Raw genomic sequence first — 17,354 nt, forward strand, 5'->3', positions numbered from 1 at the left:
TAAAAGAGGTTCAACTAAAAAAGAATTACTGTGTGATAAAGATCAGGGAATTTATTGAGAATGACCAGCAGGCGCTTCGCCGGATCTACCTGAGCAGCAGGAGGGACACGAGAAGGGAGTTTTATCCATCACTTATATATAGATCCTGATCACCTGAAAAAGGGGGGCGGAAAAATGCTGCTTGATGCTGCAGTTCAAACTCTTGAACAGCCGGTAAGGTTAAAATGCCTGATAAAAAATAAAAATGCAACCGCATTTTATAAGTCGCAGGGCTGGAAGTTTGAAATGACAGGTACCGATGTTACGGGCAGATATTATTTGCTGAAAAATCAATGATAATATACCTTTTTATGAGCTTTCAGGGGAATAACTTAATCCTTCCGGATCTTCGATCTCCAATTTTAGTAACAAAAGTAATACGATTTCCCGGTCTTAATGTGCTTAAAGACAGGTAGCAACACCTATAACCATCAAAATATTGTTTTTTATGAAAATTTATTTGCACGGCCTGAAAATTATATCTTAACTTTAGACTAACCAAATATATCCCGTTTCTTTATTTATCAGACCAAGCTCTCATTCTCCCTTATATTATCAATTTTTCCAGGTTTGTTTGATAATCGTATGATCGGATAATTTATTCTTTATGATGGATGAACATGATTTGATTTTTCAAAAGCTAATGGACGGGCAGGAAATTTCCACTTTTGAATTGTTGTTCAGGAAACACTATAAGCCACTTGTTGTTCAGGCATTTGTACTGTTGGGTGACAGTATGGAGGCCGAGGACCTGGTACAGGGATTGTTTATCGATCTTTGGGAGAAAAAAATGTTTGAGAACATTCATACCTCGCTGCGGTCATATTTACACCGTTCGGTGAAAAACAGGTGTCTGAACGTGATTGAAAAAAGAAATACAGAACAAAAAAATAGTAATAAATATAAGTTAACGCTACCCGAATCCATGTTTCCGGATAAAATTGAACAGGATGAGCTGAGGATAGAGATAGACCGCATTATGAGCAGTTTGCCCTTTCAGCGTTTACAAACGTTCAATTTGATATATTTGGAAAATAAAAAATACCAGGAAGCGGCTACTGAGCTGGGCATCAGCATCAATTCGGTGAAAACGCATTTAAAATTAGCGGTCAGGTATTTAAGGATAAAATTTATACAGTTCAAGTGATGAAGTTAAACCAGGAAGAGATCAGTCAGTTAGTGTATGAGCGATTCACTGGTACCATTAGTGAAGAAGACAATGCCTACCTGGATCAGGCATTAGCAACAAATGAGGAATACAGGCAGCTCTATGAGCAGATCATTGCCGGGCTGCAGGCACAGAAAATAGATGCCCTTGTCAGGGATATTGATGAAGAATCTGCCTGGAAAAGGGTGAAAACTCAGTTGGACAGCCCCCCTGAACATAGAACGTACCCGCTGATGAAAAGAGTGTTATCCTACGCGGCTGTGGCCCTGCTTGCTTTAAGTGCCGGCCTGTATATCTTCCATCTGAAATCCGCAAAGGAGCCTCAGCTGCTGGCTGCCAATCCCAACCGCATACAGCTACAGCTGGCATCAGGAGAGAAAGTAAATATTGATTCCTCAGCCAAAGTGATCTATGCAGGGAATGTAAAACTAAATGCCAGCACCAAACTGCTGAGCTTTAAATCCACTGCTTCCAAAAGTACAGCACTGAACCTGCTGGTGATCCCTAAAACTGTAACATACCGTGTGATTCTTGCCGATGGTACTGCCATTATGCTGAATTCATCCTCTAAACTCCGGTTCCCCTTAAATTTTGGCGGCCCAAACCGGGAAGTATACCTGGAAGGAGAGGCCTATTTTGAAGTGGCTAAAAATCCGAAGCGGCCATTTATTGTACATACTCCGCTCACTGATATTAAGGTGCTGGGAACTACCTTCAACGTGAGCGCCTATGGTCCTTCTGCTGTGACTACCTCCCTGATCGAGGGATCTGTAAGTACCAGTGCCAAAAATAAAAAGGAATTTAAACTTAAGCCGGGTATGCAGGCGGTGTATTCGTCCGGCCGTGGTTTCAGCAGAAATACATTTCAAACCGAAGAAGTGGTCTCCTGGATGAAAGGAGTGTACAACTTCCATGCTACTCCACTACAGGATATTGCCCCGATTGTTGAGCGGTGGTTTGATGTGAAGGTGCATTTTGCCAGCAGCAGCGTGGCTGCCCTTAAGTTTACCGGCATCATTGATAAGGGGCAGTCCCTGCAGGTATTTTTGCATAATCTGAAAGCAACGGCAGACATCAATGCTGTCGTAGAACAGGGGCAGATGACCTTTAGCGGGCCCTGAATAAAAATATTTAAAAAAAAGCGTTTTTACTTCACCCTTTTCATACAGTTTCCGGTCATATAACATATTCACCAAATATAACCGTAACGTATGAAAATAGAACTACTTGAAAAACCCAGGTTTTTTTGGGTTTTTGTGCTAACGCTATTACCTTTCTCCAGTTCAGCATTTAGCACAAACGATCAGAAGATCACGATCCAGCGGAAGAACATCAGCCTGGAAGAAATCTTCAAAACCATCAAAACACAGGTCGGCCTTACTGTTTTTTACAGTAACGAGATCCTGGACGACCAGGATAAGATTGACGTCTCGTTTAAAGATGCGCCGCTGTCCAGTGTACTCAACACCATTCTGAATCAAAGAAATCTGACATGGGCCATCCATGACCAGTATATCCTGATACAGAAAAAAACAAAGTCTGCTGAGGCTGCGCCCCAAACGCCGGCCAGGAGCAAATCTAACATCAGCAACGGCCTGGGGAAGGCCGATCTGAACATCACTGGTATGGTTACTGATGACAAAGGAGTTCCTATACCAGGGGTAAGCGTAAAACTTAAAGGAACTACGATTGCCGTTCTCACCAGTACCGCCGGAAAATTTTCAATCAGTGTTCCTTCCGGCGGCACATTGGTTTTCTCTTCCATAGGTTATATAAGCCATGAAGTGACAGTCAGCAGCCAAACCCCGTTAACCATCAGGCTTGCCGAAGATAACAAGGCCCTGGATGAGGTAGTGGTAGTGGGTTACGGAACCGCAAAACGAAAAGACCTGACGGGTTCTGTCGGATCTATAGACAGCAAGGAGATCAAGGATCTGGCCGTAACGCGGGTAGAACAGGCGCTCTCGGGCAGGGTGGCCGGCGTACAGGTGAAACTTGCTGACGGGCAGCCCGGGTCTTCTCCCCAGATCAGGGTCAGGGGTATCGGAAGTATTTCTGCAGGTGGTGATCCTCTATATGTAGTGGATGGTTTTCCTACGGATAACATCCAGACACTGAACCCCAATGATATTGAAAGCCTGGACGTCCTGAAGGATGCTTCGGCTACGGCCATTTATGGCTCCCGCGGATCAAACGGAGTGGTGATCATCAACACAAAAAGAGGCTTATCGGGCAAAGCCAGGATATCATTTGATACCTACTATGGTACCCAGAGCATCACCAGGCGGCCTGAGTTCCTGACTGCCTCACAACAGGCTAACTATTACTACAATTCCATCAGGAACAGGAATCTGGATCTTGGGAACAACATTACCGGCGACCCTGCAACATGGGGCGTAAGGGTTCCTCAGACGGTTTTGGACGTGATGTCTGGTAAAAACACCTATAACACGGACGCGTTGGATGCGGTGTTGCGGACGGCACCGCAGCAAAGTTATAACATTGCAGTTGCAGGTGGGAGTGAAAAGATTAAATACGCCCTGAGCGGGGAATATTTCGATCAGGACGGGATCATCATCAACAGCAATTTCAAACGGTATTCCCTGCGGGCAAACATTGATGCCCAGCTGACCGACAGGTTATCGGTAAAAGTGAATTTAAATCCGTCTTACACAAAAAACAATAATGTCATTGCGAGCGGGGCGGGGGCGGGTGTGTCAACCAGCATCATCGGTTCCGCAACTTCAGCACAGCCTTATTATCCGTTAACGAATCCGGATGGAAGCTATTTTATTTACCGCTCCATTGACGCATCAACAGATCTGTACAACCCTCTGGCACTGGCCAGGGAAAAAAAGGATGATCTGACTACAGACCGTTTCCTGGGGAACGTGATCGCCGAGTATAAGATTCTCGACGGCCTCAAGTTTAATGTATTGCTGGGTGCTACAACGATTAATCTGAAAGGAGCTTCGTTTACACCAAACCTGCCTGTGTTTTTCAATACACCGGCTACAGGTACGGACTACGCCTCTTCAGAACACAACTGGCTGGCAGAGTATACCGCCAATTACAACAAAACCTTCGGCAAACATAATTTCGCCGTACTGGCCGGTTATACCGTTCAGGAAGATGTAATTGAACTGAACTCACTCACCAGCAATAACTTTCCCAATAACCTGGTGCCATCGCTGAGCGCCGTCAGCGGGATCATTTCTACCGGTACTTCTTCCAGATCGGAGTGGTCCATCCTTTCCGAACTGGCAAGGCTGAACTATAACTATGATGGAAAATACCTGGTAACGGCATCTATCCGCAGGGACGGGTCTTCAAGGTTTGGCGCAAATAACAAATACGGAGTCTTTCCTTCTGCAGCAGTTGCATGGAGGGTCTCGGATGAAAAGTTCATGAAGGACATTCCCCTGATCTCCCAGTTGAAACTGCGGGCAAGTTATGGTAAAACAGGGAATAACAACATCGGCAATTATGCGTCGATGGCTACGCTTAACTATCTCAAATACGCGCTTGGCGGCGTAGCGACGGGAGGAACTGCCCCAAGCGCTATTGCCAATCCTGACCTTACCTGGGAAACACAGGAACAGATCAATACCGGTATCGACCTTGCCTTGTTTAAAAACAGGGTGAATATCACGGTAGATCATTTCATCTCGAAAAACAAAGACCTGCTGCTCAATGTGAATGTGCCTACCTCCACAGGATTTGCCACGGCACTGAAGAACATTGGTGAAGTGAAAAATACCGGCTGGGAGGTAGTGCTGAGCACAGTAAACCTCAACGGAAAACTGCAGTGGTCTACCGACCTGAACTTCTCTGCCTATAAAAATAAAGTGGTGCGGCTGGGGCCAACAGGGGATGATATTATCTCTCTGAACAATATTACCAGGATCGGCCAGCCGATAGGGATGTTCTATGGATTTATTGTAGACGGGATCTTTAAGAATTCGGCGGAACTTGCCGCAGGCCCGGTATATAACAAGGGATTATCTGATGCGACAAGAGTGGGGGATATAAAGTTTAGGGATGTCAGCGGCCCCAATGGGGTGCCCGACGGAAAGATTGACAACAATGATATGACCATCATGGGCTCTCCGTATCCGGATTTTTATATGGGCATGACCAACAGGTTCTCCTACCAGAACTTTAGCCTGAGCTTCAATTTTGCAGGATCATTCGGCAGTGAAATCTACAGCAATTCGATGGTGATCTACAGGCTCAACCGCTCAAGGAGCAGAACCTTGTCTACCGAAGCAAACTTTTGGAAGTCTGAAGCCGATCCAGGGGATGGCCAGACACCAAGACCAGTGGATCAGCCTACAGGAGGACTACGCCTGGCAAGTACCCGCTATATGGATAAAGGAACTTATGTCCGCCTGAACAATGTTACCCTGGGGTACATCTTCCCGGAAAAGGTCTCCAAAGCAATGAGGCTTTCCTCGCTGAGGATCTATGGCAGTGCCACTAACCCCTTGGTGATCACGCATAACAGGTCGTTCAACCCGGACGTCAGCAATACAGGAAACTCACTGAACCCGGGAATTGACAACAACAATTATCCCTTGCCAAAGAGTTATGTGCTGGGTTTGAACGTAACGTTCTGACCGGAAAAATCTAATCAATCATCATTAAGCGAAACGAGATGAAACATATACTAAGTATAATCGTCATGACCCTGCTCATAGCAATGTCATCGTGCAAAAAGTCATTTATTGAAAAAGACCCCGTATCTGCGGCTACCACAGACGCTGTGTATAAAACGGACAAGGATTTTAAAGATGCCGTGGTAGGTACCTACCAGGCTTTTAAAGTTCAGTACGCCAATATGTGGCAGTTTGGCGACCTGCGCGGGGACGACGCGTTTATCCAGATCTCCAATCAGCCGAGCTCAACCGGGGTAGACGTATTTTCTATCAACAGCAGCGATATCCTGCTCAGAAATACCTGGGCAAATTACTACATCGCTATCAACCGCGCCAATATGGTAATCACAAAACTCGAAACAGCTGATGGCGGCCTGGTTCCCAATAAGGACATCTATATGGGCGAAGCAAAGTTCCTGCGTGCACTGGCTTATTTTGATATGGTCAGGATTTTCGGAGATGTGCAGCTGATCACCGGCTTACCAAGTGTGGAACAGATCGCCACTACACCGAGAAGCCCCGTGGCTACAGTATACAACGACCTGATCATCAAAGACCTGCAGGAAGCGGTGACAAAACTGCCACTGACCTGGAGCGGCGTTGATGTGGGAAGGGCTACCCGGGGAGCAGCCAAAGCAATACTTGGTAAAGCTTACCTGACAGTTAAAGATTTTGCAAACGCGGAGACCAGCCTGCGGGAACTGACTGCCGCACCATATAGTTACACCCTGCTGGCTAACTACAATGACCTGTTCGACTACTCAAAAGATGAACACCACAGGGAATACATCTTTGATATTGAATATGAATCCGGCGGGGGCGACCTCGGCAGTAATTTTACCAATGCTTTTCTGCCTAACGTACCGGCTTTGCTTGACTATTACAGTATCAGGGGCGGCTTTGGTGAGTCTTTATCACCTACCCAGAAGTTCATTGCCCTCTGGCAGGCTGGTGACAAACGGAAAGAGGTAACCTTTCAATGCTGCGGCAGCTGGAAAAACCCAACTACCGGCGCTGTGGTAAACTTTATCCCGACCACGAGCCAGTCGTTCACCCAGAAATATATCACCGCAGTGGCTATCCTGAACGATAGCAAAGCAAACTGGAAAGTAGTGCGTTATGCAGACGTGCTGCTGATGTATGCCGAAGCACTGAATGAAAATGGTAAAACCGAGCTGGCACTGGGGCCATTAAATCAGGTACGGGTAAGGGCCGGACTCCCGGTTTATGCTAACCTGACCCAAACTGTTGCCCGCGATAATATCGCCCTGGAACGCCGCTTTGAGCTTGCCTTTGAAGGGCATCGCTGGTTTGACCTCGTCAGAACGGGCAAAGCATTAACAGAACTGTCGGCCGTGGGTATGCAGCCTTATATGACCGTTTTCCCGGTACCTCTAAGCGAGATCAAAGTCATTAATAACCCTTCGATATTTCCTCAGAACCCCGGATACAACTAAACAGATCTTCCTATTTCACGCGCATAAATTATAAACGATGAACAGAAAAAACTTTATTCAAAGCACTACCATTCTTGGAAGTGCCCTGGCATTGGGCGGATCACCTGCTTTTGCTAATATTTTTACCCCGCCTCTGGAAGAACCCTGGTTTGATAAATCAAAGCGATGGGCACAACTGGCCTTTGTTGAAAACGATCCGGGACGTTATGACCCTGATTTCTGGCTGAGCTATTTTAAACGCATACATGCTGACGGAGCACTGCTCAGTGCAGGTGGAGTTGTAGCTTTTTATCCTACGGATGTGCCCTTTCACCACAGGAGTAAATGGCTGGGAAATACCGATCCGCTGGGAGACATGATGAAAGGCTGCCGCAAGATGAATATGTCGGTTATCCTGAGAACTGACCCCCATGCCACAAGGCAGGATATGTATGACGCACATCCCGATTATATTTCTGTAACTGCTGACGGGCAGAAACGCCGGCACTGGGCAAACCCTGAATTGTGGGTGACCTGTGCTTACGGCCCCTACAACTTTGATTTCATGACAAAAGTGAACAAGGAGATCATGGAAAGGTATCAGCCTGATGCGATCTTCTCGAACCGCTGGGCCGGGCATGGGGTATGTTATTGTGAACACTGTAAAGAGATGTTTAGAAAAGCTTCGGGGCTTGAACTGCCGAAAGGGGGTGACCGGCTCGATCCTACCTATATCAAATGGAATGCCTGGAGCACCGGCCGCCTGAAAGAACTGTGGTTCCTGTGGGACAAAGAGATCCGCAAACAGCGCGCCTCGGCAAGGTTTATTCCCAATGGTTTTCCTGATAAGCAGGAGACCGGAAAATATTCAGATTTCTTTTTCGCCGATCAGCAGGCCAGGCAGGGTGTGATGCCGCCCTGGGGCAATGCCATGGGTGCAAAGGAACTCAGGGCAGGACTGGGAATGAAACCCGTGGTAGGCATATTCAGCGTGGGCATAGAGGAAGAGTACCGCTGGAAAGATTCGGTGCAGAACGATGCGGAGATCCGTATCTGGGTTGCTGAAGGTGTAGCCAATGGCATGCTGCCCTGTTTCGTGAAGTTCGGCGCCTATATCGAAGACAAGCGCTGGATGGGCGCAGTGGAAAAAATGTACCAGGGTTACTATAAAAATGAACGTTATCTGAACAATACGGCACCGATGGCCCGCGTAGGGATGGTGTATTCTGAGCAGACCAACCGTAAATACGGAGGCAAGCCCTGGCAGCAGAAAAGCAGGGAGCACGGGCTGGGAATGTACCACGCCCTGGTGGAAGACCATATGCCTTTTGAAATGGTGAACGATAATCTGCTCGACGCGGAGCATTTAAAACCGTTTAAGCTGCTGGTACTTCCCAATATTGCGGCTTTGTCTGATGCCCAGTGCGCACAGCTGAAGGCTTTTGTAGATGGCGGAGGCAGCATTGTGGCCACTTTTGAAACTTCTTTATATAATGAGGAAGGCAAGCCCCGCAGCAATTTCGGTTTATCAGAACTGCTCGGCGTTACCTACGATAACGGGGTGGAAGGCCCGATGATGAACAGCTACCTGAGGATAAAAGGCGATGCCGGAAAAGGCGGTTACCACCCGGTGGTAAAAGGTCTGGAGGACTCTTATAAGATCATCAATACTGTTTACCAGGTGAAAGTAAAACCGCTGGGAATTTTTCCGAGTCCGGTTACCCTGATCCCTACCTATCCCGACCTGCCGATGGAAGATGTATATCCAAGGATCCAGGAAACGGATACCCGGGAAGTGTACCTGAAGGAAACAGGCAAAGGGCGGGTAGCTTATCTGCCGGGCGACATGGACAGGTCTTTCTGGCAGATGATGAGCACCGACCATAGCACGCTGCTCCGCAATACCATCCGCTGGGCACTCAATGAAGTACCTGTAGCAGATGTGGAAACCGCAGGCATTGTGGATGTTGCTGTATGGCGCCAGAAAAATTCCATGACCGTGCACCTGGTGAACTTAACCAATCCTATGATGATGAAAGGCCCTTTCAGGGACCTGCTGCCTGTAGAGGCGGCGGTCAGCATCAGGGTTCCTGCAAATAAAAAGGTAACCGGCGTCAGCCTGCTGATGAGCGGCACCAAACCGGCCTTTGAGAACAAAGACGGGCTGGTTACGCTGAAGGGAATTCAAATACTTGATCATGAAATCGTTGCGTTAGACCTGGCCTGATTCACCCACCCGCAAAATCCGTAAATATATGAACTGGACACAAATTATCAATCCCCTGAACAACATCGCTTTGTCGGCATTGGTTGCCGTATTGCCCATTGTGTTTATCTTCTGGGCTCTGATCATCAAAAAAATGAAGGGCTACAAGGCCAGCCTGATCGCAACTGCCATCGCGATTATTATTGCCATCGGCGTGTATGGTATGCCGGTCAGCCTGGCATTGCTTTCCACAGCCAACGGCGCATTATACGGGCTTTTTCCCATTTGCTGGATCGTGATCACGGCCCTGTTTCTTTTCAACATCACTGTAGAGAGCGGGCAGTTTGAGGTTATCAAACATTTTATGGCCTCTATCACGTCTGACAGAAGGCTGCAGGCGCTGCTGATCGCTTTTTCTTTTGGTTCCTTTTTAGAAGGTACTGCAGGTTTTGGCGCCCCCGTAGCCATTACGGCGGCAATGCTGGCAGGCCTGGGGTTCAACCCCCTGTATGCTGCAGGTATTTGCCTGATTGCCAATACCGCCCCGGTAGCTTTCGGCGCTATAGGTATTCCGATTACCGTGGCCTCACAGGTTTCGGGGATACCCGAAATGGCGATCTCTCAGATGGTAGGGCGCACGCTGCCCATCCTATCGGCCTGCCTGCCCTTTTATCTCGTGGTGCTCATGAGCGGGTTTAAAAATGCCAACAGGGTGCTGCCGGCAATCCTGGTATCGGGGCTATCCTTTGCATTTTTACAATACTTTTCCTCCAATTTTATCGGCCCCAACCTTCCTGATGTGATCGCCGGCATAGGCTCTATCATCTGCCTGATCATTTTCCTGAAGTTCTGGAAACCGAAGGAGATCTGGCGGTTTGACAATGAAGCACCTCCTACGCTGGTGCTGAAAGGCCAGTATTCCAACGCACAGATCATCAGGGCCTGGTCGCCCTTTATCCTGCTGACCATCATGATCATTGCCTGGGGCTTACAGCCGATAAAAAACGTGCTGAACTCGGCAGGGCAGCTGCAGTTTGAATTTCCCGGCATCCACAATGCAATCACTGATGCCAGCGGAAAGCTCATCCCGCACATCTTTAAGTTCAACTACCTGTCGGCATCCGGCTCGGCCATTCTCAGCTCTGCATTGATTTCCATGCCCCTGATCGGGATGGGCTTCAGCAGGGGGATGAAGATCTTTATCGCTACACTGAAACAGCTGGCCTTTCCCATCGTTACAATCGCTTCTATTTTGGGCTTCGCCTATCTGGTGAACGACTCAGGCATTACGATCACGATGGCCGATGCACTGGCCAATACCGGCTTCCTGTTCCCGTTTTTTGCACCCGTACTGGGCTGGTTGGGCGTGTTCATCACCGGCTCTGATACTTCGGCCAATGCCTTATTTGGCAAACTTCAGGGCGTTACAGCAACATCCATCGGGATAGATCCGGTAATTACTGTTGGTGCAAATGTTTCCGGGGGTGTGGTAGGAAAGATGATCTCGCCGCAGTCGATTGCTGTTGCCGCTGCGGCAGGGAACCTGGTGGGCAAGGAGTCTGAACTGTTCAGGTTTACAGTAAAACACAGTTTTATTATGCTGGTCTGTATCTGTTTTATCGTTTTGGCACAGGCCTACCTGTTCAAATGGCTGATCCCTGTTTATCAGATGCAAACCACCAGCACGGGTACTGTTATCCCGGATCTGTCAAATGGATATGTCTATCTCTTTGTGCTGGCGGCCATCCTGGTATTGCTGTCGGCATTTATCCTGATCAGCAACAGGAAAAGAAGAATTGTACAGGATGAACCTGTTTTAAACGAAATCAAATAAATCATACCATGAACGAATCATTACATAAATACATGAAAGTAGGCCTTGTCCATTTCATGGCTTATCCCAGTACCATTAAAGGAGAAGGTCCGGTACTGGAGACGATCAGGAAACTCGCACTGGACGACTATTTCAACGCCATTGAGATCACCACGGTAAAAGATCCGGAGGAGCGCAGAAAAGTAAAACAGATGCTGGAAACCTCACACATGACCATTGCCTATGGTGCCCAGCCCCGCTTGCTGACCAGGGGTCAGAACATTAATGACCTGAACGAGGAACGCCGGCAGGAGGCTCTGGCTAATGTGAAAGAGGGTATTGACGAAGCTTTTGAAATGGGTGCCTCCGGATTTGCTTTCCTTAGTGGCATATATGAAGAAGACCGGAAAGAGGAAGCCTATCAGGCACTCGTAAAATCTACGCGGGAGATCTGTGCCTATGCCAACAGCAAAGGAAAGATCAAGATTGCACTGGAGGTGTTTGATTATAATGTAGACAAAAGAAGCCTGATCGGCCCTGCTGATATGGCCCTTCGTTATGCAAAGGAACTGAGGGCAGAGTACGAGAACTTCGGTCTAATGGTTGACCTGAGCCATATCCCCCTGATCCATGAGACGATAGAGGAGTCTATCCTTCCGGTTAAAGATTATATCATACATGCCCATATTGGCAATTGCGTAGTTAAAAGTGCCGATATGCCTGCTTATGGTGATGTGCATCCGCGCTTTGGTTTTCCAAACGGGGAGAATGACGTGGAGCAGGTGGTTGAATACCTGAGGGTATTGCTGGCCATAGGATTCTTAAATGATCAGGAACCGCCGATCGTCAGCTTCGAGATCAAACCTTTTGGTGATGAGGACCCGGATATTGTGATTGCAAATGCTAAACGAACTTTAAATTTGGCCTGGGCAAAAGTTTAATGCATCACCCTTAAATAAAAAATCAATGAAGATTGTCATATTAGATGGTTACACCCTGAATCCCGGCGATCTGAGCTGGGAAGGACTACAACAGTTGGGCGAAGCAGAGATCCATGACCGTACACCGGCAGATCAGGTTGTGGAACGCTGCCGGGGAGCAGAGATTGTGTTTACCAACAAAACCCCCGTAAATGCAGAAGCGATCAACAGCCTTCCCGGGCTGAAATACATAGGTGTGCTGGCTACGGGTTATAACATTGTAGATACTGAAGCGGCCACACAAAAGGGGATAGTGGTATGCAATGTACCGGGTTACGGAACCGCATCTGTGGTGCAGCATACTTTTGCACTGCTGCTGGAACTCTGCCTGCGTGTGCAGCGCCACAGCGACGCCGTAACATCTGGCCGCTGGGCCTCTTCTGCCGACTTTTGTTTCTGGGATTATCCGCTGACTGAGCTTTCGGGCAAAACCATGGGCATCATTGGGTTCGGGCATATCGGCCAGCAGGTAGGAGATGTGGCCGCTGCATTTGGTATGCAGGTGATCGGGGCCAGCAGGAGCCAAAGCGACCAATCGCAGCGCAGAAATTTTAAATGGGCATCCATACCGGAACTCCTTGAACAGGCTGATGTTGTGAGTATCCATTGCCCCCTGTTCCCGGAAACAAAGGGGCTGATCAATAAAGAAAACCTGCAGCGAATGAAAACTACTGCCTTTTTGTTAAACACTTCCAGGGGGCCGATCATCGTGGAAGAAGACCTGGCGGAAGCACTGAACAATGGTGTGATTGCAGGGGCGGGGATCGACGTATTATCGGTTGAGCCTCCTTCAAAGGATAATCCGCTCTTAAGTGCAAAGAATTGTATCATTACCCCTCATATTGCCTGGGCAACCAAAGAAGCGAGGGGCAGGCTCATGGAGATCAGCATCCGGAACCTGCAGGCTTATCTGGATGGCAAGCCTGCAAATGTGGTCAATCCATAGGCAGGCCAGCGGCATAAATTAATCGTTTTGAAAATGAAACTTAAAGCAGGGTTGATGATTGTATTGCTGATTGGTGCAGGTTTTGGATTTGCGCGTCAGCAGCTGAAAGGCCACTTACTGAAACAGCGCATGCAGGGCGACCCGCTGGCGAATCTGCCGGAAAATATACAGGTACTGACCCGGTTTGGTGAGCGCGCGGATATATCTCCGGGAAATGACAGGGTGGCTTTTATGGCGAAGGTTTTTGGCGATGCCATGGTCATCGACCTGAAGAGCCGGCAGATCAGCTGTCTGACCTGTAGTATTCCGGGTGCTGCTTTTTTGCGGGTCATGCACCTGCCCAATGGCGATTACCTGCTGGCCGGGACTGACCGTTTTGAAGACCCTGTAACCAGCCGCAAGAATGCAGACCTGTGGTATCTGAGTAAAGCTCCCGGTGCCAAACCGCAGAAGATCGGGCTGAAGGTAAATGAGGGGATTGCGGTCTCTAAGCGAAGCTTTAAAATTGCCTATACGGAATGGACAGCAGAGGGTACTCAGCTGGTAGTTGCCGGTCTTGACCTGAAAGGGGAGCGGCCTAAACTGATCAATCAGAAAGTTGTGATGAAAAACGCCGGGAAGGACTGTTCACTGGAGGCGCAGGATTTTTATGATGGGGATACTCGGCTCACGTTTTTCTGTTATGTACCGGATGGTGCTTTCGAGGTAAAAGGAATTGACCTGCAGACAGCTGCAGTCACTAACTTTTCCAATGCCAAAGGTTCTTTCAACGAACCGGAAGGGATTTTCCCCGATGGATATACTGCGGTGGAATCAGACCGGCAGTGCGACTGGCTCGGCGGAAAAAGGGGCTCCTCCAATCTGGATATCTGGAAGCTGAAGCTGGACGGGACGGGAAAGGATTTTGTGCGGCTTACCCATTTTAATGATTACGATGGCGGCAAGGCGGCGAACCCCGTAGTTGCTACCAATGGCAAGTTCATGGCCTTCCAGGTGGCCAGATCTGATGACCCGCCGGGGGTAGGACATGGGCTGCTGCTGTACTGGTTTACGAAACGGCCTCAATAATTTATTCTATTTAAATCTAATGATCATGAGAAAAATATTTACGTTTTTAACGGCTTGTTTTGCCATTTTTATGGTGCCCGGCGGTGCTGCGGGGCAGTCGCTTGCTGCAATTGATCCCGGCCGGTATGACGATAGCTGGTGGAACAGGGCCCCGTACCGGCTGGTACAGACCAACCTGCGTGAAATTGATGCCACGATGGATGTGAATGCCTATGTGCAGTCTATGGTGGATGCATCGGCTACGATCGTGCTGATCAATGCCGGGGGAATTGTAGCCAATTATCCGACAAAACTGCCTTACCAGTTTAAGAACCCTTATATGAAGGGGGACCTGCTGGGTGACCTCATTAAAGGGCTGCATGCCAAAGGCATCAAGGTCATCGGACGTTTTGATTTCAGCAAGATCAACCAGTCGCTCGCCGCTAAGAAGCCCGAATGGCTGTATGTATCTCCGGAAGGAAAAAATGTAAATTATAACGGGCAGGTGCACACCTGTCCGAATGGCGGGTACCAGCAGGAGTATGGAATGGAGATCCTGAAAGAAGCCATTACAGCTTATCCTTTTGACGGTATTTTCTTTAACATGATTGGTTATACCACCAGTGATTACAGTGGCCGTTATTATGGCATCTGCCAGTGCGGGAACTGCAAAAGGAGATTTCATGAGGCAACCGGGCATCAGCTTCCGCTGAAAGCTGATATGAGCGATCCGGTATTCAGAGAGTACAATGAATTCAAGAAAACTACGGCCGACGAACTCTTTAACAGGATCGGCAAGCATATTAAAACCCTGAATCCTAAGCTCATGATCAATACCTATGCCGATGCAGGGGTAGATATGATTGCGAGTGAATCAGGTGCCGAGATCAATACCGAATATGAATGGAATTATTCCGCCACGGATAATGTAAAGCGCGTCCTGGGGTCGTACAAAGACAGGTCGCCCGGTAACCTCCTGATCTATTTCCAGGCTATTGGTTACAGGCATGTGGGTACTTCGCCCAATCTGGCGAAAGTATGGATGCTTGAAAATATGCTCAACGGTGCCCCTCTCGGGTTTGTGGTGGTAGGGACGCTGGTCAATTACGAAGACCGTGTGTTTATTCCGACACTGAACCAGCTTTATGGTTTTCATCAGAAAAATGAGAAGTTGTTCACTAACCTGAAGACGATGAATAATATCGCTCTGGTGAGAGGGTCGCGGGATGAATATGAGGGGATGATCAAGCTGCTTTCTGAAGAACATATCCCTTATGATATTATTGAACCTTCGGTTATTGGTACCGGCAGGATGCCGCGGCAGCTGCAGGAATATGAGGCGCTGATCCTTGGGGATGTGGCAAATATGGATGATTCCCTGGTTTCGGCCATTGACCAGTATGTGAAGAACGGAGGAAAGATACTGGCCACCGGCTTTACTTCCACTAAAAATGCAAAGGGTGATTCTACGGCAATCAGGCTGCAGTCACTGGGTGTCCAGCCTTCCTATAATACCTTCCGCCGGGCCAAATCAACCTATCTTAAAATATCTGCACAGGATAAGGCTGCCCTTGGGGAAAAGGAATTTAAGGATTTCAGCATCATGATGATGTATTCCAACTTTTTGTATTGCAAGCCTCTGGCAAATGCCCGTCCTGTCATGAAATTCCTTCCGGCAACAAGGTTTGGCCCTCCCGAAAAATCTTATTATACCGAAGAGGATATTACTGATTTTCCGGGCCTGATCAGGAATGATTTTGGTAAAGGCAGTTCGGTGTTCATTCCCTGGCAACTCGGGGCACAGTATTATTCTAAAGGACATTATATGCACAGGAAATTGTTTGTCTCTGCGATATACAACTTGTTAAAGGTAGATCAAACGGTATTTACCGATGCTTCCCCGCTGATTGAGATCAGCCATCTGGTAAACCGGAACGGTGCTTTTGAATGGTTTGGGATGATCAACCAGTCAGGACAGGTAGGCGGTTCACTCAGGGAGCCCATTCCTGTTCAGCAGACGCTCATCCGCTTTAAGCCGGTGAAACCTGTAAAGGAAATGAGGCTGATGAAAGCCGGTACAGTGCTTGATTTTAAACAATCCGGCGGATGGGTAGAATGTACCGTACCACAGATCAGCGATTTTGAAATGTTACTTTGTTTATATAAAGAGATATGAAGGATAAAATTATAGGATGGATCGGTACAGGACTGATGGGCAATCCCATGGTAAAACACCTGCTCAATGCAGGTTACACGGTTCATGTCCACAACAGGACTAAAGAAAAAGCTGCGGAACTCATTGAACTGGGCTGTACATGGTTTGATACGCCAGCTGCCCTGGCGGCAAATACAGATGTGATCGTAACGATCATTGGTGCCCCCAAAGATGTTGAAGCGTGCTATTTTGGTGCTGAGGGGATATTTACGGGGCTAAAGGCGGGGAGCATACTGGTGGATATGACCACTACGAAACCCAGCCTGGCGGTAAAGATTGCCGGAGCAGCGGTTGCCAAAGGGGCAGAGTTTATTGATGCACCTGTTTCCGGCGGGCAGCTGGGAGCCATAAACGGCAATCTTTCCATCATGATTGGCGGCAGCAGGGAGGTGGTTGATACCGTATACCCGATGTTTGAAGCATTCGGAAAAAACATTGTATACCAGGGTGCGGCAGGGGCAGGTCAGCATGCAAAGATGTGCAACCAGATCACTATTGCCGGTACGCTGACCGGCGTTTGCGAAGGGCTGATCTATGGACTGAAAGCGGGCCTGAACCTGGACACGATGCTGGAATCGATCAGTAAAGGCGCCGCCGGATGCTGGAGCCTGGATGTACTTGCACCAAAAATAGTAAAGGGGGATTACTCCGCAGGGTTTTCTGTAGATAATTTTGTGAAAGACCTGAGCATCGGACTGGAAGAGGCGGAAGCCATGAAATTATCACTGCCCGGTCTGGCACTCGTTAAACAATTGTATATTACCGTCCAGGGAATGGGCAAAGGCGCGTCGGGTAATCAGGCCTTGTACCTTGCACTGGAGAAACTTTCAAACATGGATCAATAAG

At 48.2% G+C, this 17,354-nt stretch carries 11 protein-coding genes and 1 pseudogene; all 12 read left to right on the forward strand.

The features are described from left to right. Positions 1 to 114: 114 nt before the first annotated feature. Positions 115 to 336 (forward strand): annotated as a pseudogene (locus BLW16_RS24030) (GNAT family N-acetyltransferase); the annotation flags it as partial. Between the two features lie 310 nt (positions 337 to 646). Continuing rightward, a complete protein-coding gene (locus BLW16_RS11065; RefSeq protein ID WP_090556646.1) occupies positions 647 to 1,186 on the forward strand; it encodes a sigma-70 family RNA polymerase sigma factor in 540 nt (179 codons plus the stop codon). Continuing rightward, entirely contained in the window at positions 1,186 to 2,328 is a 1,143-nt protein-coding gene (locus BLW16_RS11070) for a FecR family protein (protein WP_090556647.1), read from the forward strand. Before BLW16_RS11065 ends, BLW16_RS11070 begins: the two co-directional genes overlap by 1 nt. Positions 2,329 to 2,418: 90 nt before the next feature. Beyond that, positions 2,419 to 5,826, forward strand: a complete 3,408-nt coding sequence (locus tag BLW16_RS11075) for a TonB-dependent receptor (protein ID WP_090556648.1) — start codon at positions 2,419 to 2,421, stop codon at positions 5,824 to 5,826. A 38-nt stretch (positions 5,827 to 5,864) separates the two neighbouring features. Then, entirely contained in the window at positions 5,865 to 7,322 is a 1,458-nt protein-coding gene (locus BLW16_RS11080) for a RagB/SusD family nutrient uptake outer membrane protein (RefSeq protein ID WP_090556649.1), read from the forward strand. Between the two features lie 37 nt (positions 7,323 to 7,359). Then, positions 7,360 to 9,528, forward strand: a complete 2,169-nt coding sequence (locus BLW16_RS11085) for an alpha-amylase family protein (RefSeq protein WP_090556650.1) — start codon at positions 7,360 to 7,362, stop codon at positions 9,526 to 9,528. A 28-nt stretch (positions 9,529 to 9,556) separates the two neighbouring features. Next, complete coding sequence (locus tag BLW16_RS11090; protein WP_090556651.1) at positions 9,557 to 11,341, forward strand: L-lactate permease; 1,785 nt, start codon at positions 9,557 to 9,559, stop codon at positions 11,339 to 11,341. 8 nt (positions 11,342 to 11,349) lie between these two features. Continuing rightward, the gene (locus BLW16_RS11095; RefSeq protein ID WP_090556652.1) at positions 11,350 to 12,261 is read left to right on the forward strand and encodes a sugar phosphate isomerase/epimerase family protein; all 912 of its coding nucleotides are present in this window, start codon (positions 11,350 to 11,352) and stop codon (positions 12,259 to 12,261) included. 25 nt (positions 12,262 to 12,286) lie between these two features. After that, on the forward strand, positions 12,287 to 13,246 hold the full coding sequence (locus tag BLW16_RS11100; protein WP_090556653.1) for a D-2-hydroxyacid dehydrogenase: 960 nt from the start codon (positions 12,287 to 12,289) through the stop codon (positions 13,244 to 13,246). Between the two features lie 33 nt (positions 13,247 to 13,279). Continuing rightward, positions 13,280 to 14,314: a TolB-like translocation protein gene (locus tag BLW16_RS11105; RefSeq protein WP_217631556.1), complete on the forward strand. Its 1,035-nt coding sequence runs from the start codon at positions 13,280 to 13,282 to the stop codon at positions 14,312 to 14,314. 25 nt (positions 14,315 to 14,339) lie between these two features. Beyond that, positions 14,340 to 16,469, forward strand: coding sequence for an alpha-amylase family protein (locus BLW16_RS11110; RefSeq protein WP_175470553.1), 2,130 nt, complete (start codon positions 14,340 to 14,342; stop codon positions 16,467 to 16,469). After that, entirely contained in the window at positions 16,466 to 17,353 is an 888-nt protein-coding gene (locus tag BLW16_RS11115; protein WP_090556655.1) for an NAD(P)-dependent oxidoreductase, read from the forward strand. Before BLW16_RS11110 ends, BLW16_RS11115 begins: the two co-directional genes overlap by 4 nt. Position 17,354 lies beyond the last annotated feature (1 nt).

The organism is Pedobacter hartonius (genome assembly GCF_900107535.1).
Taxonomy (GTDB): domain Bacteria; phylum Bacteroidota; class Bacteroidia; order Sphingobacteriales; family Sphingobacteriaceae; genus Pedobacter; species Pedobacter hartonius.

Coding starts and splice junctions, on each gene's coding strand:
- BLW16_RS11115 (WP_090556655.1), top strand. CDS start 16,466: ATGAAGGATAAAATTATAGGATGGATCGGTACAGGACTGATGGGCAAT.
- BLW16_RS11080 (WP_090556649.1), top strand. CDS start 5,865: ATGAAACATATACTAAGTATAATCGTCATGACCCTGCTCATAGCAATG.
- BLW16_RS11085 (WP_090556650.1), top strand. CDS start 7,360: ATGAACAGAAAAAACTTTATTCAAAGCACTACCATTCTTGGAAGTGCC.
- BLW16_RS11095 (WP_090556652.1), top strand. CDS start 11,350: ATGAACGAATCATTACATAAATACATGAAAGTAGGCCTTGTCCATTTC.
- BLW16_RS11105 (WP_217631556.1), top strand. CDS start 13,280: ATGAAACTTAAAGCAGGGTTGATGATTGTATTGCTGATTGGTGCAGGT.
- BLW16_RS11110 (WP_175470553.1), top strand. CDS start 14,340: ATGAGAAAAATATTTACGTTTTTAACGGCTTGTTTTGCCATTTTTATG.
- BLW16_RS11065 (WP_090556646.1), top strand. CDS start 647: ATGATGGATGAACATGATTTGATTTTTCAAAAGCTAATGGACGGGCAG.
- BLW16_RS11075 (WP_090556648.1), top strand. CDS start 2,419: ATGAAAATAGAACTACTTGAAAAACCCAGGTTTTTTTGGGTTTTTGTG.
- BLW16_RS11100 (WP_090556653.1), top strand. CDS start 12,287: ATGAAGATTGTCATATTAGATGGTTACACCCTGAATCCCGGCGATCTG.
- BLW16_RS11070 (WP_090556647.1), top strand. CDS start 1,186: ATGAAGTTAAACCAGGAAGAGATCAGTCAGTTAGTGTATGAGCGATTC.
- BLW16_RS11090 (WP_090556651.1), top strand. CDS start 9,557: ATGAACTGGACACAAATTATCAATCCCCTGAACAACATCGCTTTGTCG.